Source organism: Methylomicrobium lacus LW14, from assembly GCF_000527095.1.
Classification (GTDB): Bacteria; Pseudomonadota; Gammaproteobacteria; order Methylococcales; family Methylomonadaceae; genus Methylomicrobium; species Methylomicrobium lacus.
In genome coordinates this window covers 2,927,501-2,945,782 of the sequence record NZ_AZUN01000001.1, presented here as the reverse complement: position 1 = coordinate 2,945,782, position 18,282 = coordinate 2,927,501, and the positions used below count along the sequence as shown (strand labels likewise).

The 18,282-nt window shown below is 54.4% G+C and carries 16 protein-coding genes (1 of these 16 running past the window's edge); 9 read left to right on the top strand and 7 right to left on the bottom strand.

Translation table 11 applies throughout. The features are described 5' to 3' along the window. Positions 1–95: 95 nt before the first annotated feature. Both METLA_RS0113555 and METLA_RS0113550 read left to right on the top strand, forming a co-directional pair. On the top strand, positions 96–869 hold the full coding sequence (locus METLA_RS0113555) for a DUF5765 domain-containing protein (RefSeq protein WP_024299055.1): 774 nt from the start codon (positions 96–98) through the stop codon (positions 867–869). Positions 870–1,316: 447 nt separating this feature from the next. Continuing rightward, the gene (locus tag METLA_RS0113550; RefSeq protein ID WP_024299054.1) at positions 1,317–4,355 is read left to right on the top strand and encodes a thrombospondin type 3 repeat-containing protein; all 3,039 of its coding nucleotides are present in this window, start codon (positions 1,317–1,319) and stop codon (positions 4,353–4,355) included. 136 nt (positions 4,356–4,491) lie between these two features. Here the strand turns inward: METLA_RS0113550 and METLA_RS0113545 are convergent, their stop codons facing one another. Next, positions 4,492–5,823: a pyridoxal-dependent decarboxylase gene (locus tag METLA_RS0113545; protein WP_036282414.1), complete on the bottom strand. Its 1,332-nt coding sequence runs from the start codon at positions 5,821–5,823 to the stop codon at positions 4,492–4,494. A 170-nt stretch (positions 5,824–5,993) separates the two neighbouring features. Then, positions 5,994–7,079, bottom strand: coding sequence for an AmmeMemoRadiSam system radical SAM enzyme (gene amrS, locus METLA_RS0113540; RefSeq protein WP_024299052.1), 1,086 nt, complete (start codon positions 7,077–7,079; stop codon positions 5,994–5,996). 126 nt (positions 7,080–7,205) lie between these two features. Here amrS and amrB point away from each other — a divergent pair, with 126 nt between their 5' ends. From amrB to METLA_RS0113520, 4 genes are all read left to right on the top strand, one after another. Next, positions 7,206–7,988: an AmmeMemoRadiSam system protein B gene (amrB, locus tag METLA_RS0113535; protein WP_024299051.1), complete on the top strand. Its 783-nt coding sequence runs from the start codon at positions 7,206–7,208 to the stop codon at positions 7,986–7,988. A gap of 54 nt (positions 7,989–8,042) precedes the next feature. Next, on the top strand, positions 8,043–8,675 hold the full coding sequence (locus METLA_RS0113530; protein ID WP_024299050.1) for an alpha-ketoglutarate-dependent dioxygenase AlkB family protein: 633 nt from the start codon (positions 8,043–8,045) through the stop codon (positions 8,673–8,675). 112 nt (positions 8,676–8,787) lie between these two features. Continuing rightward, positions 8,788–9,975 (top strand): M20 aminoacylase family protein, encoded by a 1,188-nt coding sequence (locus METLA_RS0113525; protein WP_024299049.1) that lies wholly within the window; start codon positions 8,788–8,790, stop codon positions 9,973–9,975. An 88-nt stretch (positions 9,976–10,063) separates the two neighbouring features. Next, entirely contained in the window at positions 10,064–10,906 is an 843-nt protein-coding gene (locus METLA_RS0113520; RefSeq protein ID WP_024299048.1) for an endonuclease/exonuclease/phosphatase family protein, read from the top strand. Between the two features lie 850 nt (positions 10,907–11,756). On the opposite strand, the gene ribA is transcribed toward METLA_RS0113520, so the two are convergent. From ribA to METLA_RS0113500, 4 genes are all read right to left on the bottom strand, one after another. Beyond that, positions 11,757–12,359: a GTP cyclohydrolase II gene (gene ribA, locus METLA_RS0113515; RefSeq protein ID WP_084480143.1), complete on the bottom strand. Its 603-nt coding sequence runs from the start codon at positions 12,357–12,359 to the stop codon at positions 11,757–11,759. A gap of 66 nt (positions 12,360–12,425) precedes the next feature. Next, positions 12,426–13,043 carry a methyltransferase domain-containing protein gene (locus tag METLA_RS0113510; RefSeq protein WP_024299047.1) on the bottom strand — a complete coding sequence of 206 codons (618 nt, stop codon included), beginning with the start codon at positions 13,041–13,043 and terminating at the stop codon, positions 12,426–12,428. A 41-nt stretch (positions 13,044–13,084) separates the two neighbouring features. Further along, positions 13,085–13,933, bottom strand: a complete 849-nt coding sequence (locus tag METLA_RS0113505; RefSeq protein ID WP_024299046.1) for a sulfurtransferase — start codon at positions 13,931–13,933, stop codon at positions 13,085–13,087. A gap of 6 nt (positions 13,934–13,939) precedes the next feature. Next, positions 13,940–14,935, bottom strand: a complete 996-nt coding sequence (locus METLA_RS0113500) for an NAD(P)H-quinone oxidoreductase (RefSeq protein WP_245598796.1) — start codon at positions 14,933–14,935, stop codon at positions 13,940–13,942. Positions 14,936–15,053: 118 nt separating this feature from the next. Here METLA_RS0113500 and argC point away from each other — a divergent pair, with 118 nt between their 5' ends. Together argC and erpA are read left to right on the top strand one after the other, a co-directional pair. Then, positions 15,054–16,085 (top strand): N-acetyl-gamma-glutamyl-phosphate reductase, encoded by a 1,032-nt coding sequence (gene argC, locus METLA_RS0113495; RefSeq protein WP_024299044.1) that lies wholly within the window; start codon positions 15,054–15,056, stop codon positions 16,083–16,085. A gap of 126 nt (positions 16,086–16,211) precedes the next feature. Then, a complete protein-coding gene (gene erpA, locus METLA_RS0113490) occupies positions 16,212–16,544 on the top strand; it encodes an iron-sulfur cluster insertion protein ErpA (protein WP_024299043.1) in 333 nt (110 codons plus the stop codon). Between the two features lie 73 nt (positions 16,545–16,617). Here erpA and METLA_RS0113485 read toward each other — a convergent pair whose 3' ends face one another. Continuing rightward, positions 16,618–17,916, bottom strand: coding sequence for a M23 family metallopeptidase (locus METLA_RS0113485; RefSeq protein WP_024299042.1), 1,299 nt, complete (start codon positions 17,914–17,916; stop codon positions 16,618–16,620). Positions 17,917–18,094: 178 nt separating this feature from the next. Between METLA_RS0113485 and tyrS the strand changes: the two genes are divergently transcribed. Beyond that, positions 18,095–18,282 carry the 5' end (the start) of a tyrosine--tRNA ligase gene (gene tyrS / locus METLA_RS0113480; protein WP_024299041.1) on the top strand. 1,009 nt of this gene lie beyond the right edge of the window, so 188 of the gene's 1,197 nt are visible here — the first part of the coding sequence; the start codon lies at positions 18,095–18,097; its stop codon lies beyond the right edge, outside the window.

Here is an 18,282-nt window from a genome sequence, read left to right as displayed (position 1 = left end):
CCTGTAATAGAATAAGCGCCCGAAGGACGCGTTGATCCGATCAAAGCCTCCTCGGCTTAACAGCTTTTTCAATAATTATTATAAGAAGGTTCATTATGTGTTGGAGTGGTGAAGCGTCAGGCGTCCTGGCGGCCGCAGGACTTAGTACCGCGGCTTATGTCGCTTACAAGGGGGAATCGAAGGAGTTGTGGATTCCGTTGACTTATTTTGCGTTGATGGAATTGTTGCAGGCCGGGACCTATGTCTATATCGATCTGTGCGGCAATCCGAAAAATCAGATTCTGACGATGTTTGGCTATATTCACGTCGCGTTCCAGCCGTTTTTCGTGAACATGGTCGCGATGTACTTCATCCCGGAAAGCGTCAAACTGAAAATCCGCACGACCGTCTATACGATTTGCGCGATCGGCTCGCTGACGATGCTGGTCAAGATGTATCCGTTCGATTGGGCCGGGCATTGCGTGATCGGCACCGAAGGCTTTTGCGGTACCGGCGTCTGTTCGGTCTCCGGCGATTGGCACATCGCTTGGCAAATGCCGTTGAACGGCCTGCTGTCCGGTCCGCAGGAATGGCTGTTCGGTTTCGATTGGGGTTTACATGCGCTGACCTATATCCTGGTCTCGTTCTGCCTGCCGACCTTGTACGGATCCTGGCGCTTCGTCGGCTTCCATTACCTGATCGGGCCGTGGATTTCGGACGTCACCACCTCCGATCCGAACGAATACGCCGCGGTTTGGTGCCTGTTTTCGATCGCGCTCTGCGTTTCGGTGATCAAGACCCCGATCCGCAAACACTTGCACGTGAAGACCTGGTTTTTTTATAACCGCTGCACGCCGTTGGAATTGCGCCCAGTAGAGCAGACTTCGTAGTGGACAGCGCCGAGAGTCCCCAAGGCGTTTCTTGGGGCTCTCGTGCGGTTGTGACAGTTCTTTTAAATTCCTCTCCCGAAGGTTTGCCGGGCTTGGCGAACCAGTCGATCGTTCCGGTCTCTTTCCGCGTTGTTTCGGGTGCGATGAATATCCTCTCCGGGCATATCTATTTTATCCAATCAGTCCTATTTTGTGCCTATAAGGTCGATGCGTCGTTGTTCGGCCTGTAGCAGCCTGCGAGAATCAACGCTATCGGTTAGTAGAAAAACTCCGTGGTAATCGCTCTAAAATAGGCATTCTTACCAATTGCTTCATGCGGTATTTTCTGTTCACAATAGGGTCGCATTTTTTCAAACGCAAACTCTGTACGAGGGTAGAGTTTTGTGCAGAAAAGTCTTAATGTTAGAATCAGGTATCCCGGCACAAATTGAATTCAGGTGAAATCGTATGATCAAGGGTCTTGTAAAATCGATGCTCGTTGCTCTGCCGCTGTCGTTTGCAAATCAGTTATTTGGATCGCCCGCCGGTACGCTGGATAAAAGTTTTGGCGGCGATGGTTTGGTGACGACTGCCGCCGGTACTTCGCTCTCCGTCGCTGAAGATGTGATCCTGGTACAGGGGGACAAAAAACTGCTCGCCGTCGGCCGCAGTAATGATGGGGCCGGCGCCTTTGATCGATTTGCTCTCGTGCGTTATGATTTAAGTAATGGCGCTCTCGATACGACATTTGGTAGCAATGGTATCGTCAACACGACTGTTGGTAGTGGAAACGCGGCCGCGTTCGCGGGCATCCAACAGACAGACAGTCAATTGGTCGTAGTAGGGCAGGCGTTAAATTCGAATGCACAACCGACCAACGATTTTGCGGTGGTGCGTTATAACCCCAACGGTTCCTTGGACACCGGTTTCGGCGATGAGGGGAAAGTGCTGACGCCGCCTCATTCGACGGAGGCCGCAGATGTGTTTGAGGATGGCGCTCATGCGGTCGTCGAAACGCTGGAACATAAGTTGGTCGTGGCGGGGTTCAGCGGCACGGCAACCGACAGCGATTTTGCGCTGGTGCGTTATGACTCGGACGGCTCTCTCGATCTCAGCTTTAGCCCCATAGGCGAGAAGGGCAAAGTGACGACCGATTTTGGCAATAGCAGGAACGATGTTGTTTTTTCGATGCTTCAGCAGGCTGACGGCAAGCTCTTTGTGGCTGGTTTCAGCAATAATGGCACTAGCGATGATTTTGCGGTCGCGCGCTATGAGGCCGACGGCACGCTCGATACGACCTTCAATTCGAATGGGAAGCAACGCAACTCGGTCGGTAGCGGCGATGATCGCGGCCTTTCGGTGATTCGACAAACGGACGGTAAATACGTGGTTGCCGGCTACAGCACGACGAACGGTGATGAGGATATTGCGCTGGTTCGTTATCTCCCCGATGGACACTTGGATTCCAGTTTTAGCGGTGACGGTAAAGTCATCACATCGATGGGTACAAGAAATGCCCGGGCTTATCAGGTCATGCAATTGCCCGACGGCAAATTGCTGGTGGCCGGTTATACGCAAGTTGGAGTCAATGACTTTGATTTTGTGCAGGTGCGCTACAATCAAGACGGCAGCCTGGATACCACTTTCAGCGGAGACGGCAAACTCAGCACAAGCTTCGGTGCCGGTTCAGACCAGGCTTTTGCGGCCGTGCAGCAACCGGAGGATGGGCGTATCGTGTTGGCGGGAGTAGCCGAAATCAGGGACAATTTAGTCAGCCAGCAGCGATTTGCGCTTGCGCGTTATCTTCCCGGCGACCTAGACGACGATGGAGTTCTCGATTATCTGGATAATTGCCCGTCCGTAAAAAATCCTCCAGTAGTAACTCCCCCATCAAACGATTTGCTGCAACCCGATCAAGACCACGACATGATTGGTGATGCCTGCGATGACGACAGGGACGGCGATGGCGTGCCCAATGACAAGGATGCTTTTCCGGATGATAAAACGGAATCGAATGACAATGACGGCGATGGCATAGGCGATAATGCCGATCCGGATGACGATAATGACTGCGTTCTGGATGCAGTCGATAATTTCCCGCTCGTTGCAAACTTGTTGAATCGTTTCGACGGCGAAAATAAAAGCGATTTTCTTGGCTATAGCGTCGCCGCCGGCGATATCAACACGGATGGCAAGGACGATGTGATTGTCGGGGCTCCTCGCTTTGATAAAAAAGAGGGCAAGAAAACCTTGAGAAATGCCGGCTTGGTCCATGTTTATTCGGGCGAATTGACAAAACAGCCGACTATTTTGCGGACGTTTATAGGGGAGGGTGCCGGCGACCAGTTTGGCAGCGCGGTAGCCGGCGGGGGCGATGTCAACGGTGACAGTATTCCCGACATCCTCGTGGGCGCGCCAAAAGCCGATGTGGTTGGCGGCGACGGAAAGAAGCGCAAGGATGCCGGGATTGCCGTGGTTTTTTCGGGAGCGCCTAATGGCTCAGAGCTATTTCGCATCGAAGGCGAGGCGGCCCGCGATAATCTGGGCATGGCAGTCGCTTTTGTGAAGGATATCGATGCCGACGGCAGGGATGAGGTCATCGTGGGCGCGCCGAAAGCGGATGGAGTCGACAGCAACGACAAGAAAATAAAAGATGCGGGTTCGGCGTCTGTTTATTCTTACAAGGAAGGGGAGCGTGTCCGCGTGCATACGTTCGAGGGCGAAAGCAAGGGCGATCTATTTGGCTCCAGCGTCGCTGCGAATGATGTCGATAAGGACGGCAAGGCGGACGCGATCATCGGGGCTTACCGAGCCGAGGCAAGCAACAGCAGCGGCAAAAAACTGAAGGATGTGGGTCGTGTCTATGTTTATGCGTTGAGCGGCGATTTTCCGGAGATCTTTCACCAAAATGGCGAGCAGGCCGGCAGCCGGCTCGGCTTCGCGGTGGCCGGGGCGGACGTGAATGGCGACGGCTTTGCGGATGTTTTGGCCGGCGCGCCGCAGGAAGATTATATTCAGGAGGCTACACCGGCAACCGCGAAAAAAACGTTCAAGGATGCCGGAATAGTGCGTGTCTATTCCGGACAAAACCAGTCCAAGTTGTATAGTGCGCACAATGAAGTGCCGCAAAAGGGAGCGCTGTTTGGCAGCGCGATCAGCGATGCCGGCGTTATCCCCGGCGAAACCGCACACAATTTCATCGTCGGCGCCTATAAATACGATGCCACCAGCAAAGGTAAAAAACTGGCGAATGCGGGGAGAGCCTCTTGGCATCGGGGCAGCGATGGCGTCGAACAGTTTGGGTTCGACGGTCATAACAAGAATAATTATTACGGTTTTGCGGTCAGCGGAAGCGGCGACCATAACGGCGATGGTTTTACCGACATGATCGTAGGCGGTTATCAGGATGATCCGCTTGCCGGCAACAAAAAAATCACTAATGCCGGTATTGTGGAACTCTTGACCGCGGAAGACCCGAGTTCTTCCTGTCAGCCACCACGGCAGTGAGTTTTAACAATTCGCCTGAAACCTGTTCGCCAGGAAAAGAATGGGACTGCGTTGGGTATTTCCGGCGATCAGCCCCATCGCGCCTACGCTGTGTGGTGCGTGGCGCAGAGCGCGGGATCTGCGAGAGAAAATTTAATTAGCGAAATCCTTGTGCATTAGCCAAAGCGGACTCCAAGTCAGTCATAAACGCTTCAATGATTTGCCGGTTCACATGCGGCATTACGACCACATGCGCGTAATCCTGCTGTTGATGGTTTATCTCTAAATGCATCGTGGCCAGAGAATATTTTTTGACGACCCGGTCGCCGGGATTTTTGAAATAAATCGTATTCGACAGAGCGTTCGCGCGTACCGCATCCAGCTGAGGAAAGCGGGATTGCAGCTGTTGCAGAAAATAATCCGAATTTTGCAGCATCGAGCGAGCGTCTGCGGTCAGTTTTACCATCGCTTCCGGCGATGAAAAGAAATAAAATTCCGCCGGTTTGACACTATCCCGTGAACAGGTGATCGTGCCCGGTACATGGTGGATGTATTCGGGATTATGAATTCGGGTGAACAGCGCATTGAACTCGTCGAAATGGCTTTGCGTGGTGATGAACAGGCCAGCGGGCGCGGGAAAGCCGAAAAATTTGTGACAGGAAACCGCGATCGAATCGTAGCGCGGCGCCGGCTTGCCCGGCAAACGGTAGGCGACTTCATCGGCATGGGGAGTAAAGGGCAGATAGCCGCCGAACAGCGCCGCGTCCAGATGCAGATAGCTCGGATGGCCTTGCAAGACATCCTGAATACGGTCGATCGAATCGACCGCACCTTTGAAGGTGGTGCCGATCGTCGCGATCACCAAAGCTGGCTGCGATCGGTTGGCCGTGAGCTTTTGCGCGAGATCGTTCGGGTCCATTCCGCCATCCGGCAGCGTGTCGACAAACACCGTTTCAAGCCCGAGCAAGTCGCGCAAAATTTGCACCGAATAATGCGCTTCCTTCGTGAAATAGGCTTTCGGAAGCCGGCCGGTGCGTCCCTTCAGAATCGTCCGTCCCATGTACATGCCGTGCATGTTGCTGTCGGTGCCGCTATGCGAAAGGAAGCCCCAGGTGTCATCGCTTGGAAACGCATAGCGCTTGCCGAAGCGTAGGATCACTTCGCGTTCAAAGTCGTGCGTGTTGTAAGGGATCGGGCTTTCCTTGAACGGATTGCCGACATTGTTGAACGCAAACACGCCGATGCCCGCCTCGTTGAGCTGTTTGCGCCAGGCGAAAAAAGCCTCGGGCGGCGTGTTCATGTTGATCGGGTAGCCCAGCAGGTTGTTTTTCAGCTTCGCGAGCTGCATCCTGTCGGCCAGTGGCAACCGCTTGATCGCGGCGACATCATCCTCGGCCGGCAATAAATTCAGATTCGCCGGCCTACAGCCGGCAGCCATGGCGAGCATGCCTGCGCCGCCATAGCCTAAAAAACGTCGTCTGGAGAGCATCATATTATCGTTTTTGAAATTTATTCAATGATGTTTTTCTGGGCCGAGAAGTCGCCCTTTCGGCACCCGCATTTGGCAAAGGTGCATACCTATACTAAATATAGGGATTACATTATGTAAGCGTCGTGGTTTTTCGACAACCGCCGAAGCTTGCCAAGCAGCAATTTTGCTTAACGCATCGGTACGCTGAGGCGTTTTGCGCCCCAGCCACCGGGTTTTTCGGCAAAGACGCCCGCGCATTTTGTGCCGCAAAACTTGCATTTGCCGGCGGCGTCTAGATTCCAGTCCGACAACTCATACCAGTCCCGCCCAATCAATAATTTGCCGCAGCCGTGACAGTAGGTGCTTTCGGCCAGTTTGTCGTGCACATTGCCGACATAGGCATAGCGAACGCCATTGTTGGTCGCGATCTGCCGGGCTTTCAGCAGCGAATGGCGCGGCGTGGGCGCTTTGTCGAGCATCTTCCAGTCAGGATGAAAGGCGGTGAAATGCATCGGCACGTCCGGCCCGAGATTTTCGACGACCCATTGCGTCATTGCTTCGAGTTCCGGCACCGAATCGTTTTCGTCCGGGATGAGCAAGGTCGTCAACTCCAGCCAGACCGAGGTTTCGTGCTTGATGTACTTCAGCGTGTCGAGCACCGGTTGCAGATGGCCGCCGGTAATCTGGTGATAAAAGCGCTCGCTGAACGCCTTCAGGTCGATATTGGCCGCATCCATCCATTGATAAAATTCGGCGCGCGGTTCCGGCGTCACATAGCCGGCCGAAACCGCGACCGATTTCAAGCCGAGACTGCGGCAGGCCTGGGCGGTATCGATCGCATATTCGTGGAAGATGACCGGGTCGTTATAGGTATAGGCGACGCTGGCGCAGCCCTGGTCGAGCGCAGTCTGCGCGATTGCCTCGGGCGAGGCTTTGCTCATCAGGGTATCCATTTCGCGCGATTTGCTGATGTCCCAGTTCTGGCAAAATTTGCAGGCCAGATTGCAGCCGGCGGTGCCGAACGAAAACACCGGCGTGCCGGGTAAAAAATGATTCAGCGGCTTTTTTTCGATCGGATCGATCGCAAAGCCGCTGGAACGTCCGTAGCTGGTCATCACGACCTGATGGTCCAGATTCTGCCGGACAAAACATAGGCCGCGCTGGCCATCATGCAGTTTGCAAAAGCGCGGGCAGGCGTCGCACTGCACCCGACCGTCCTCAAGCATATGCCAGTACCGGGTACGGACGGTATCGGGGGAAACAAATTCGGTCATCGCCATTCTCCAGGAACCATTAAATATTCAATTGGTCATTTAGGAATTAGAATAATAATATCAACCTGCAGGATTGCTGACGGGTTGAACATGCGATTTGGCTTGATTTTGGTGAAAGGCAACATTATGAATAGACAACCCGCTGTAGCAGGAAGCTTTTATCCTGCCGAACCCCAGCAACTGCATCTGCTGATCGATCAATATCTCAATGATGCCGAAACCGCGCCGAAAGTTCCCAAGGCGATGATCGTGCCGCATGCGGGCTACATTTATTCGGGGCCGGTGGCGGCTACCGCCTATGCGCGGCTGATCAAGGCGCATGATCAGATTACCCGGGTGGTGCTGATAGGACCTTCGCACCGGGTCGGTTTTACCGGCTTGGCGGTAACCAATGCGCAAAACTTCATCACACCGCTCGGCAGTATTACCGTCGATCAGAAATCGGTCCACAAGATCGCGAAATTGCCTTTTGTCGATTACATGGAACAGGCGCATGCGCAGGAACATAGCCTGGAAGTGCATCTGCCGTTTTTGCAGGAAACGCTGGATGATTTCGTGATCGTGCCGATCGTGACCGGCGAGGCGTCTGCCGAGCAGGTCAGCCAGGTATTGGAGCTGCTGTGGGGTGGCGAGGAAACCTTGATCGTGATCAGTTCCGACCTGAGCCATTATCACGATTATGCGACCTGCCAGCAACTCGACAAGGCGACCAGTTCGGCGATTGAAAAGCTGCAATACGAAAGCCTGGGCTTCGATTCGGCCTGCGGCCGGGTCGGCGTCAGCGGCCTGTTGAAGCTGGCGCGGGAAAAGTCGCTGGTCGTCAAGACCATCGACCTGAGGAATTCCGGCGATACGGCGGGGGATAAAAAAAGGGTCGTCGGCTACGGGGCTTATATTGTCGAAATCTAAGGCCAAGAGGATAGGCGTGGGCTTTTTTAACTGGCTTCGGCTAAGTGTTGAAAAATCATCTTATTAATCGAGCAAACCAATATTTGCCCTTCTGACGGCGAAATCTATCTGGCCAAGGCATTTTATGCGCCGCCGGAGGCCGATCGGCTGTTTACGGATTTTAATCGGACACTGGCTTGGCAGGAAGAAGCGGTTTTCATCTTCGGCAAATGGTGCAAGGTGCCGCGTCTGATGTGCTGGTACGGCGATGCTGATGCCGTTTACCGCTATTCGGGCGTGGAACACGTGCCATTGCCGTGGACGGCCGAATTGCCCGCGGTCAAGGCTCGGGTCGAAACAATGAGCGGCTGCCCATTCAACAGCGTGCTGGCCAATTTGTACCGCGACGGCCGGGATTCGATGGGTTATCATGCGGACAATGAAAAGGAGCTCGGCCTGAATCCGGTGATTGCCTCCTTGAGCCTCGGTGATACGCGCCTGTTCAGGCTGCATCATAAAAAGCGCCGCGAAAATCTGGACATTGTGCTGGAGCACGGCGATTTGCTGATCATGGCGGGCGCGTTGCAGCATCACTGGGTGCATGCCTTGCCGAAAACCCGGCAAGCGAAAAATCCCCGGATCAATCTGACTTTTCGCAGGATTCTGCCGGCGACTCCCCCGACTTCAAATCACTCAAAACCTTCCTGATTGCTGCCGTAACCCGCCCAGGCAAGCCGTTGCTGTGACCGGTGGACAAAGGCTCGATTGACGATGTCTTGCAGGAAGGCTTGCGCCCTAAAATTAATCAACACGGAAACCTATGATTGACAGCGACGATCTGCAACAGCTTCACGAAGACATGCGCGCATGGCGGCAACACATTCATCAACATCCCGAAACCGCCTATGAAGAAGTCGAAACGGCGCGTTTTGTCGCCGAAAAATTACAGTCATTCGGCTTGACGGTGCAGCAGGGGCTCGGCAAAACCGGCGTAATCGCTGCCTTGTCGGCCGGCGACAGCCCCCGGAAAATTGCGTTGCGCGCCGATATGGACGCCTTGTTCATCGAAGAAAAAAATACGTTTGCGTATAAATCCGCACATCACGGCAAAATGCACGCCTGCGGCCATGACGGCCATACCGCGATGCTGCTCGGCGCAGCCAAGCTGTTGGCCGAAAAACCGCATTTCAACGGTACGGTCGTGTTCATCTTTCAACCGGCCGAGGAAGGCCGCGCCGGCGCGAAGCAAATGATCGACGACGGCTTGTTCGAGCAATTTCCGGTCGATGCGGTCTTCGGCATGCACAATTTTCCGGACATTCCGCTTGGCCATTTCGCGGTCAAGTCGGGGCCGATGATGGCGTCTTTCGACTGTTTCGAGATTCGCGTGAAAGGCCGGGCGACCCATGCCGCGATGCCGCATCTGGGAACCGACGCGATCGTCGCGGCCGGGCAAATCATCAATGCGCTGCAGACGATCGTCAGCCGGACGATCGATCCGGCCGATTCGGCGGTGGTCAGCATCACTCAGGTTCATGCCGGCAATACCTGGAATGCGATTCCGGAAGAAGCGGTCATTCGCGGCACCTTCCGCTGCTTCAAACCCGGCGTGCAGCAGGCGATCGGCGAGAAAATCCGCCAAATCGTCGACGGCGTCTGCGCCGGGCTCGGCGTGGCCGCGGAAATCGCCTTCAATCCTGAAAATCCGGGTTACCCGGTCACCTTCAATAGCGAGGCGGCAACAGCCCTCGCAACCGAGGCCGCGATTGCGGTGGCGGGAGCGCAAGGCGTTAATCTTCAGCCCACGCCGTGCACGGGTTCGGAGGATTTTGCGTTCATGCTGCAGCAAAAGCCGGGCTGTTATCTCTGGATCGGCAACGGCGCATCGCATAACAGCTGTTTGCTGCATAATCCGCACTATGACTTCAACGATCGGATCTTGCCGGTTGGCGCGGCGTACTGGGTCACGCTGGTCGAAACGGTGTTGCGGGACGACATCGGGTTCTGAGCGTTGGTCATCAAACTTACATATTTGCCGGCTAATATAAGCCCAACTTTGTAATTTCAGGCTTACAATCCTCCGGTCGACGGAGTTTATGGAACTTTCGCTGCTCACGCTAAATTTGCATACGTATCAGCAACATCCGCGTGATTGCCCGTTTGATGCGATGCATCGGCATGAGCGGGAGGTGCAGATCATCGCGGAGGCCATTGCGCATCTGAAAATCGATTTGATCTGTTTTCAGGAGGTCGGCGAGTACATGCACGATCCGATCACGCATCCCTACGGCGAGTCGCCTTCGAACATGGCGTTTCGGATTTGTAGCAAATTGCGCCACTGGGGGCTTTGGTATCACATTCATCAAGACTGGAGCCACATCGGTTTTTACCGCTGGCGGGAAGGCACCGCGATCATGAGTCGCTATCCGATGCGGCATAATTATTCGGCCTATGTGTCTTTGAATCAGCGCAAGGACAATTACATGTCGCGCAATGTAACCCTGTCCTGCATCGATGTGCCATGGTTCGGCTTGCTGCATATCGCGAATGTGCATTTGAGCTGGGCGCATCACGGTTTTTATGAAGAGTACGCCAATTTGCGGCGCTTGATCGATTCGCGCCGGCATTTCGGCGTCAAGGGCGAGTTGATCGCCGGTGATTTCAACGCGCCTGCCGGCGGCCATGCCTATCATCATATCGTCGGCAATGCCGAGTATGTGGATCAGTTTCATGAACTGCATCCAGGTCGCTTTTACGAGCCGAGCTATCGCGGTCAAATCGACGGCTGGAAACATCATCCGCCTTGTCGAGTCGACTATATCTTCAAGCGTAATGGTCATCCGCTGCGGATCGAGTCGATGGATATGATTTTCAATGATCATTTCTATCCGGCCGTTTCGGATCATTTCGGCTATTTGGCAAGGTATTGGCTGTATTGATGGCGGTGCTGATGCGGCAGCGTCGAAAGCAGTACAAGGGCTGAATGGCTACCGAGAGATTATCCGAGGCATTCGACGCAGGCGAACTGTGTCATTTGACACACGCCTCTTGGCTGGATTCGATCTGGGTCGCTGTTTTGCGAAAGGAATACCAGGGAAGTTGCAAGGAATTATATGTGGTACTTGGCCGAAGATCGCACTAAAACGGCTGGTTTTGGCGCCAATCTGAAGCAAATGATTTAGCCGCCTAATCGTTTGCAGGTAATCCCGCCTAGCCGGGGGGCACAAGGTTTAGCTATGGCATGGAAAGTGCTTAAGATAATTGACCCCCACGATGGATGGGGTTGCTGGACAATCGCCGGCAAAGCAGCGATCGTGCTGTACCTGTTGAAATTGAATTGTGACGAGGAGACGTCTTCTTAATTGTGCCGAAAACCTGAATAACCCTTTGCTTTAGTAATATTTGTTTCTTTTATATCAGCCAATAGTATGAAATCATCTGCCGAGTTCTTGGCGGATACCCTGCTGACGCTCGGGTAACTGAATGTCGTCAGCGCGCCCCTCGGAGCCTCGGCTGGCGCAAAGAAATCCTGTAAACGCCATCGAAGGTATTGACGGTCCTGACCCCTTGGATTATGACTATACCTTCGATGCGATTACGGCGATCTTCTTGTGGCCGTCCGCGGTTTTCCTGTCACTACCCACGGCAGCTATGCATCGCTCAAGGAGTGAACGGTTTTGGCTTCGCCATAGCGAATTATCCCGTCTGAGCTATACGAAATGGCCGCATGATGCGGCCATTTTCATTTTGCAGGAGGGGGCGATTTTAGTGCCGAGATCAGTCGTTGTCCTATTTGCGTTCAAACAGCATGTGCGCCATCTTTTTGGCTTTGGTTTTCAGATAATCGAGATTGTCATTGTGGGCCGCGGCAACAATCGGAATCCGACCTGCAACATCGACGCCGAGCTTTTGCAGGCCTTCGATTTTTTTTGGATTGTTCGTGATCAGCTCGATCGATTTGACCTGGAGCGACTCCAGAATCAGCGCGGCAATGTCGTATTCGCGTTCGTCGGCGAGATGGCCCAGGTGAATGTTCGCATCGACCGTGTCCATGCCCGTATCCTGCAAATTGTAGGCTTGCAGTTTCTTCAACAGGCCGATGCCGCGTCCTTCCTGACGCAGATAGATCAGAATGCCGGCGCCTCTTTCGGCTATCATTTGCATCGCCATGTCGAGTTGTTCGCCGCAGTCGCAGCGTCTCGAGCCGAGCACGTCGCCGGTAAAGCACTCGGAATGGATGCGCACCGGGACATGCTCGACGCCGTCAACCTTACCCCTGACCAGAGCGACATGCTCCTTGTCGTCGAGCGTGTTGCTGTAATAATGCAGGATGAATTCGCCGTGCCGGGTGGGTATCGGCGTTTGAACTAAATCGTCTACTTTTGGTTTCACATCAGTTATCAATTCAAAAACTCCTTATATTCTACTCAAATCCGGCGTTCAAGATACATTTTCCGGTCATTTAACCGCTACGATCAATTTGATGATGCCGCTGCTGCGTTCATCGACGCGCACATGGCTAAAGCCGCAGGCCTGCACATTTTTGACCGTATTGCGGTTGATATTCGCACCGACCAGCGAGACGACCAAGGGGTTCAACAGATTCATCATGCCGGCCAAAACCGGATTCGAACTGATCACATGCTCCAGCAAGATGACTCGTCCGCCCGGCTTGCAGACCCGGTGCAATTCCTTCAGGCCTTTCATCGGCGCAGGCACCGAGCAAAACACAAAGGAGCAGACGACCGTATCGAAACTGTTGCTGGCATAATGCAGCGACTGCACATCCATCAGTTCCAGATCCACATTGACCTGTTTCCTGGTCTTTTTACGCCGCGCCTGTTCGAGCATTTTCGGGCTGAAATCGATCGCGGTGATGCTGGCGCCGGCAGGATAATAGTCGAAGTTCTTGCCGGTGCCGACGCCGACTTCCAGGATGTGTTGACCTTCGACGGATGCCCAGAGTTTTTTCCGCCAGCTCCTGAAAAACAGGCCTTCCATCATCGCCTCGATGCCGTCGAAATAGGGCGCGAGCCGGTCGTAACGCTGTTGTATCTTGGCGCTGTCGATTTTCATGAGCTGAACCGATCGGTTAAAAAGTGCCTTGAGGGGCGGGGTTATTTGCCTTTGGCGATGGGCCGGTTTTTATTGCGGATCCATTCGCTCCACGAGCCGGCATAAAGTTTCGAGCCCTTAAGCCCCGCATGTTCCATCGCCAGTAAATTATGACAGGCGGTCACGCCGGAGCCGCACATATGCACGATCTGTTCCGGCGGCCTATCGCCGATCAGGGCCTCAAATTGCCGGCGCAGTTGCTCGGCGAGCAGGAATTCGCCGCTGCTGGCGAGATTGGCCTGAAAAGGCCGGTTGACCGCGCCCCTTACGTGCCCCGCAACCGGGTCGATCGGCTCCACTTCGCCGCGGTAACGCTCGGGCGTGCGCGCGTCGATCAGGCTAATCGATCTGTCAGCGAGACGGTTTTGGACTTGGCCTGCGGTCAGCCAGAACGATTCTTGCAGATAGGGCCGGAAGGTCGTCGGAATAATCGCCGGCAGCGCGGTCGTGATCGGATAACCTTTTTTTTGCCAAAGCTTGATGCCGCCATCCAGCACCGCCACCTTGTCATGGCCGAGAGTGCGCAGCAGCCACCACAGGCGTCCCGCGAAAGCGCCGCCCGCATCGTCATAAACGATGACCTGGCTCTGATTGCCGACGCCCCAAGTGCCGAGCTTTTGGCTCAAGGCGCGAAAATCGGGAAGGGGGTGCCGGCCTTTCTGGCTGGTAATCGCGGAGGACAAGTCCTTGTCGAGATGGGCATAGCGCGCATTCGGCAGATGCCCGCGCCGATAATTTTTGGCGCCGAGCTCGGTGTCGGCCAGAGAAAACCGGCAGTCAATGATGATCCAGTCCGGATTGTCGAGCTGCGCCCGCAGTGCATCGGCGGTGATGAGTGTGCTGTAAGACATGATGATTTATACCTTCAAGATGATTTTACCGATATGCTGACCGGATTCGAGGCGTTCGTGCGCCTTGCCGGCATCGTTAAGTGTAAAAACGCTATCGATTACCGGCCTGATTTTACCCGATGCTAACAAAGGCCAGACCTTTTCGCGCAATTTCCAGGCGATCTGCTGTTTGAAAAGATCGTCCCTGGCGCGCAATGTCGAGCCGGTCAGCGTCAGACGCTTGAGCATGATCTGCCAAAGATCAACCTCCGCCTTGGCGCCATGCTGTATCGCGATTTGCACCAGCCGGCCGTCGTTCGCTAGGCACTTCAGGTTTTTGGGCAAATAATCGCCACCGATCATGTCCAGAATCACATCGACGCCTTGCTTATCGGTCAAATGTCTGACCTGATCGGCAAAATCCTGGCTCTGATAGTTGATCGCGGCATCGGCGCCGAGCTGCCGGCAAAACTCGCATTTGGCATCGGAGCCTGCCGTTACGAAAACCCTGGCGCCGAAGGCCTTGGCCAGTTGTATTGCGGTCGTGCCGATGCCGCTGCCGCCGCCGTGGATCAGCAGTGTTTCGCCGGCCGACAAATGGGCGCGATCGAAAACATTGCTCCAGACCGTAAAAAACGTCTCGGGCAGCGCGGCTGCCTGGATAAAATCGAAGTCGTCAGGAATCGGCAGGCAAAGCGCGGCCGAGGCTGCGCAAAACTCGGCGTAACCGCCGCCGGTCACCAGCGCGCAAACCGGTTCTCCGATGCTCAAATGATGCACATTATCACCCAAGGCGGCGACCGTGCCGGCGATTTCGAGGCCGGGAATATCCGACGCGCCGGGCGGCGGCGGATAAACGCCGCGGCGCTGCATCGCATCGGGGCGGTTGACGCCGGCGGCCGCAACCCGGATCAGCACCTGCTGCGCCGATAGGGGCGGTATGGGCCTTTCCGCGAGACCGAGTACCTCGGGGCCGCCGGGCTGTGTGATTTCTATCGCGCGCATCGAATGAGGCAGGGGCATGTGAGCGGTCGTTTAAAAGGTGGCAGCGGGTATCCGGTGATGTTAACAATTTTTGAGAATCAGGAAGTATTATATACTCACGCAATTTCAAAGAAATGAACAAGAAGGATTTAAACCAATGATTCGTGCAGGAATAGTGGGCGGCACCGGCTACACCGGCGTAGAGCTTTTGCGGATTTTAGCCTTGCATCAGGAAGCCGATGTCGCGGTGGTCACCTCGCGCGCGGACGCCGGCGTGCGGGTGGATGCAGTCTATCCCAGCCTCCGCGGCTATGTCGATGCGGTTTTCACCGCGCCCGATGTCGAGGCGTTGGCTGCCTGTGACGTGGTATTTTTTGCGACGCCGAACGGCACGGCGATGCTGATGGCCGAGCCATTACTGGCGCGCGGCGTCAAGGTGATCGACCTGTCCGCCGATTTTCGTTTGCAGGATGCTAAGGAGTGGAGCCAGTGGTACGGCATGGAACACGCCTGTCCCGAGCTGATTGGCGAAGCGGTTTACGGCTTGCCCGAAGTCAACCGCAAAGCGATTAAATCCGCGCGGCTGATTGCCTGTCCGGGTTGCTATCCGACCTCGGTGCAGCTCGGCTTCTTGCCGCTGCTGGAACAAGGCTTGATCGATGCGGATCATCTGATTGCCGACGTGAAGTCGGGCGTCAGCGGCGCCGGGCGCAAGGCGGAACTGGCGACATTGATGAGCGAATGCGGCGAAAGTTTCAAGGCTTACGCTGTGCCGGGGCATCGGCATTTGCCCGAGATTCGGCAGGGTTTGCGGGCCGCGACCGGCAAGCCGGTCGGCCTGACTTTCGTGCCGCATTTGACGCCGATGATTCGCGGCATTCATGCGACCTTATACGGCCGTTTGCAGGCGGACGCGCAGGATTTGCAGGCGCTTTATGAACAAAGATACCGGGACGAGGTCTTTGTCGATGTGTTGCCGAAAGACGCGCATGCCGATACCCGCAGCGTGCGCGGCAGCAATCGCTGCCAGATCGCGATTCACCAGCCGCAGGGCGGGAAAACGGTGGTGATCCTGTCTGTGATCGATAATCTGGTCAAAGGCGCCTCGGGACAGGCCGTACAGAATATGAATCTGATGTTTGGCCTGGAAGAGGATTTGGGGCTCAGGACGGTGGCCTTATATCCGTGAGGGTCAAAGGATAGGGCTGGCAGGTCAGTACCGGCTTACGGCTGAAGATCGGAAATCTTGACTCTTCTACTAGGTATAGTCATAATTCCTATCATCCCTCAATTTTTTTAGTGTATTTAAAAGCTTATGGCAAATCCAATTAATTTCACCGACAGCGCGGCCGCGAAGGTCAGCGAACTGATTGCGGAAGAAGGCAACGACAATCTCAAGTTGAGAGTCTATGTGACCGGCGGCGGCTGCTCAGGTTTTCAATATGGCTTCACGTTCGACGAAGACGTCAATGAAGACGATACCCGCATCGTCAATGGCGGCGTGACGGTGCTGATCGATTCGATGAGTATCCAATACCTGCAAGGCGCCGAGGTGGATTACAAAGAGGATGTGAACGGCGCGCAGTTTGTGATTCGCAATCCGAATGCGTCGACGACTTGCGGCTGCGGATCGTCATTTTCTGTATAATAACAGATCCGTATAACAAAAAAGGGCGGTTTTAACCGCCCTTTTTTATGCTGCCGATTAAATGAACTAAGCTTTATTGGTTTTTAGCCAGCAAATTGCGAGATTTGGTTTGATAGAGTTTCGCCAGCAGCGGTTTGGTCTGGTCTTTAAATTCGGCCATGTGTTGACTGTCCAGGCGCAACGGACGTTTGAACTCCAGTGATTCCGGGTTTTGATGCACCCCGTCAATTCGAAACTCGTAATGCAGATGCGGGCCGGTTGCAAGCCCTGTCTGGCCGACGTAGCCGATCACTTCGCCCTGCATCACATGATCGCCGTCGTTCAAGTTGCGTTTAAATCCGGAAAGATGAGCGTATAAGGTTTCATAGCGATCGCCGTGTTTGAGGATCAGCACCTGACCGTATCCGCCTTTCCGGCCTTTGAACGTGATTTCGCCGTCGCCGGCGGCTTTGACCGGGGTGCCGGTGCGAGCGGCGTAATCGACGCCTTTATGCGCGCGAATACGGTTAAGAACCGGATGTCGGCGGTGGGTATCGAAGTGCGAGCTAACCCGGGCGTAATCGACCGGCGTGCTCAAAAAGGCCTTGTGCAGGCTGTTGCCTTCGGGTGTGTAATAATTGACATTGCCGTCGGCATCTTCAAAGCGGATAGCGGTCAGAAACTTGCCTCCGCTGACAAATTCGGCCGCATAAATGCGTCCGGCTTTGGCGTTGCTCGCGTCGGGGGAATTTTTGTAGAGTACGGTGAACTGATCGCCAGGGTTTAAGTTCGATGCAAAATCGATGTCCCAGGCGAAAATACGGGTCAATTCCTCGATCGTTTCGTCGGACAGTCCCGCCTTGTGGCCTGCGTCGGCAAGGTTCGTTTCGATTACGCCGTAGGCCCCGGACATGCCCGATGATTCGCTTGTCGCGCGCGATTCCAGGTAGCTGGAACGGCGAGTGCTCGAAGACGTCATGTTTGGGGGTATCCGAACGGCTTCGTAACGCGGCCCGTCCTGAAGATCTGTTTGGCGAATGTGCAACCGGCTGGTCGCTAAAGGATATAACGTAGTCGAAATGCGGGATGAATCGGTCTCTGCCGAGTCGATAGCGGGGCTATAATCCTGATCGCGCTCAATATTAGAAGCAGACGCTATGTGCTGATGGTGCTTCGCCTTCGTCGGCCGGTGTTTGTAGTGTGTGGCGGATAAGGAGGATCGGCCGGAAGAAGCGCGATGGCTCGTCGCCTTACGCGGATGCGCTTTGGTGCGCTTGGATGCGTCGGCCGCATATTTCTTAATGGCCAAATGCGAGGTTCTGGCATCGACAGTGGTCGTCGTAAGCGCCAGGCCCACGCTGATCAGCAAAGGAGCGTAAAATTGAATTTTCACGATGAAGAAGATAAGTTATTGAAGTTAAAGCAATAAAGTACTAATTAACTCTATCCTTGCGTCATTGTACGGTTTTTTTTGATATTTGCCAATTATAGGCGGGTATTTTTTTTCTTTATAATACCTATTCCACAATATTAAATATAGATTATCTACCTAGTTTCAATGGAGAAATAAGTTGCAAGCGGAAATAGTGGCGGATTTATTAAGAGGGGCGCAAGATGTGCTGCTCGAACAGGACCTGGTTAAAAAACTTGAGGAAAAACGGCCGCTTAGAATCAAGGCGGGATTCGATCCGACCGCGCCCGATTTGCACCTGGGGCATACGGTTTTGATCAATAAGTTGAAGCAGTTCCAGGATCATGG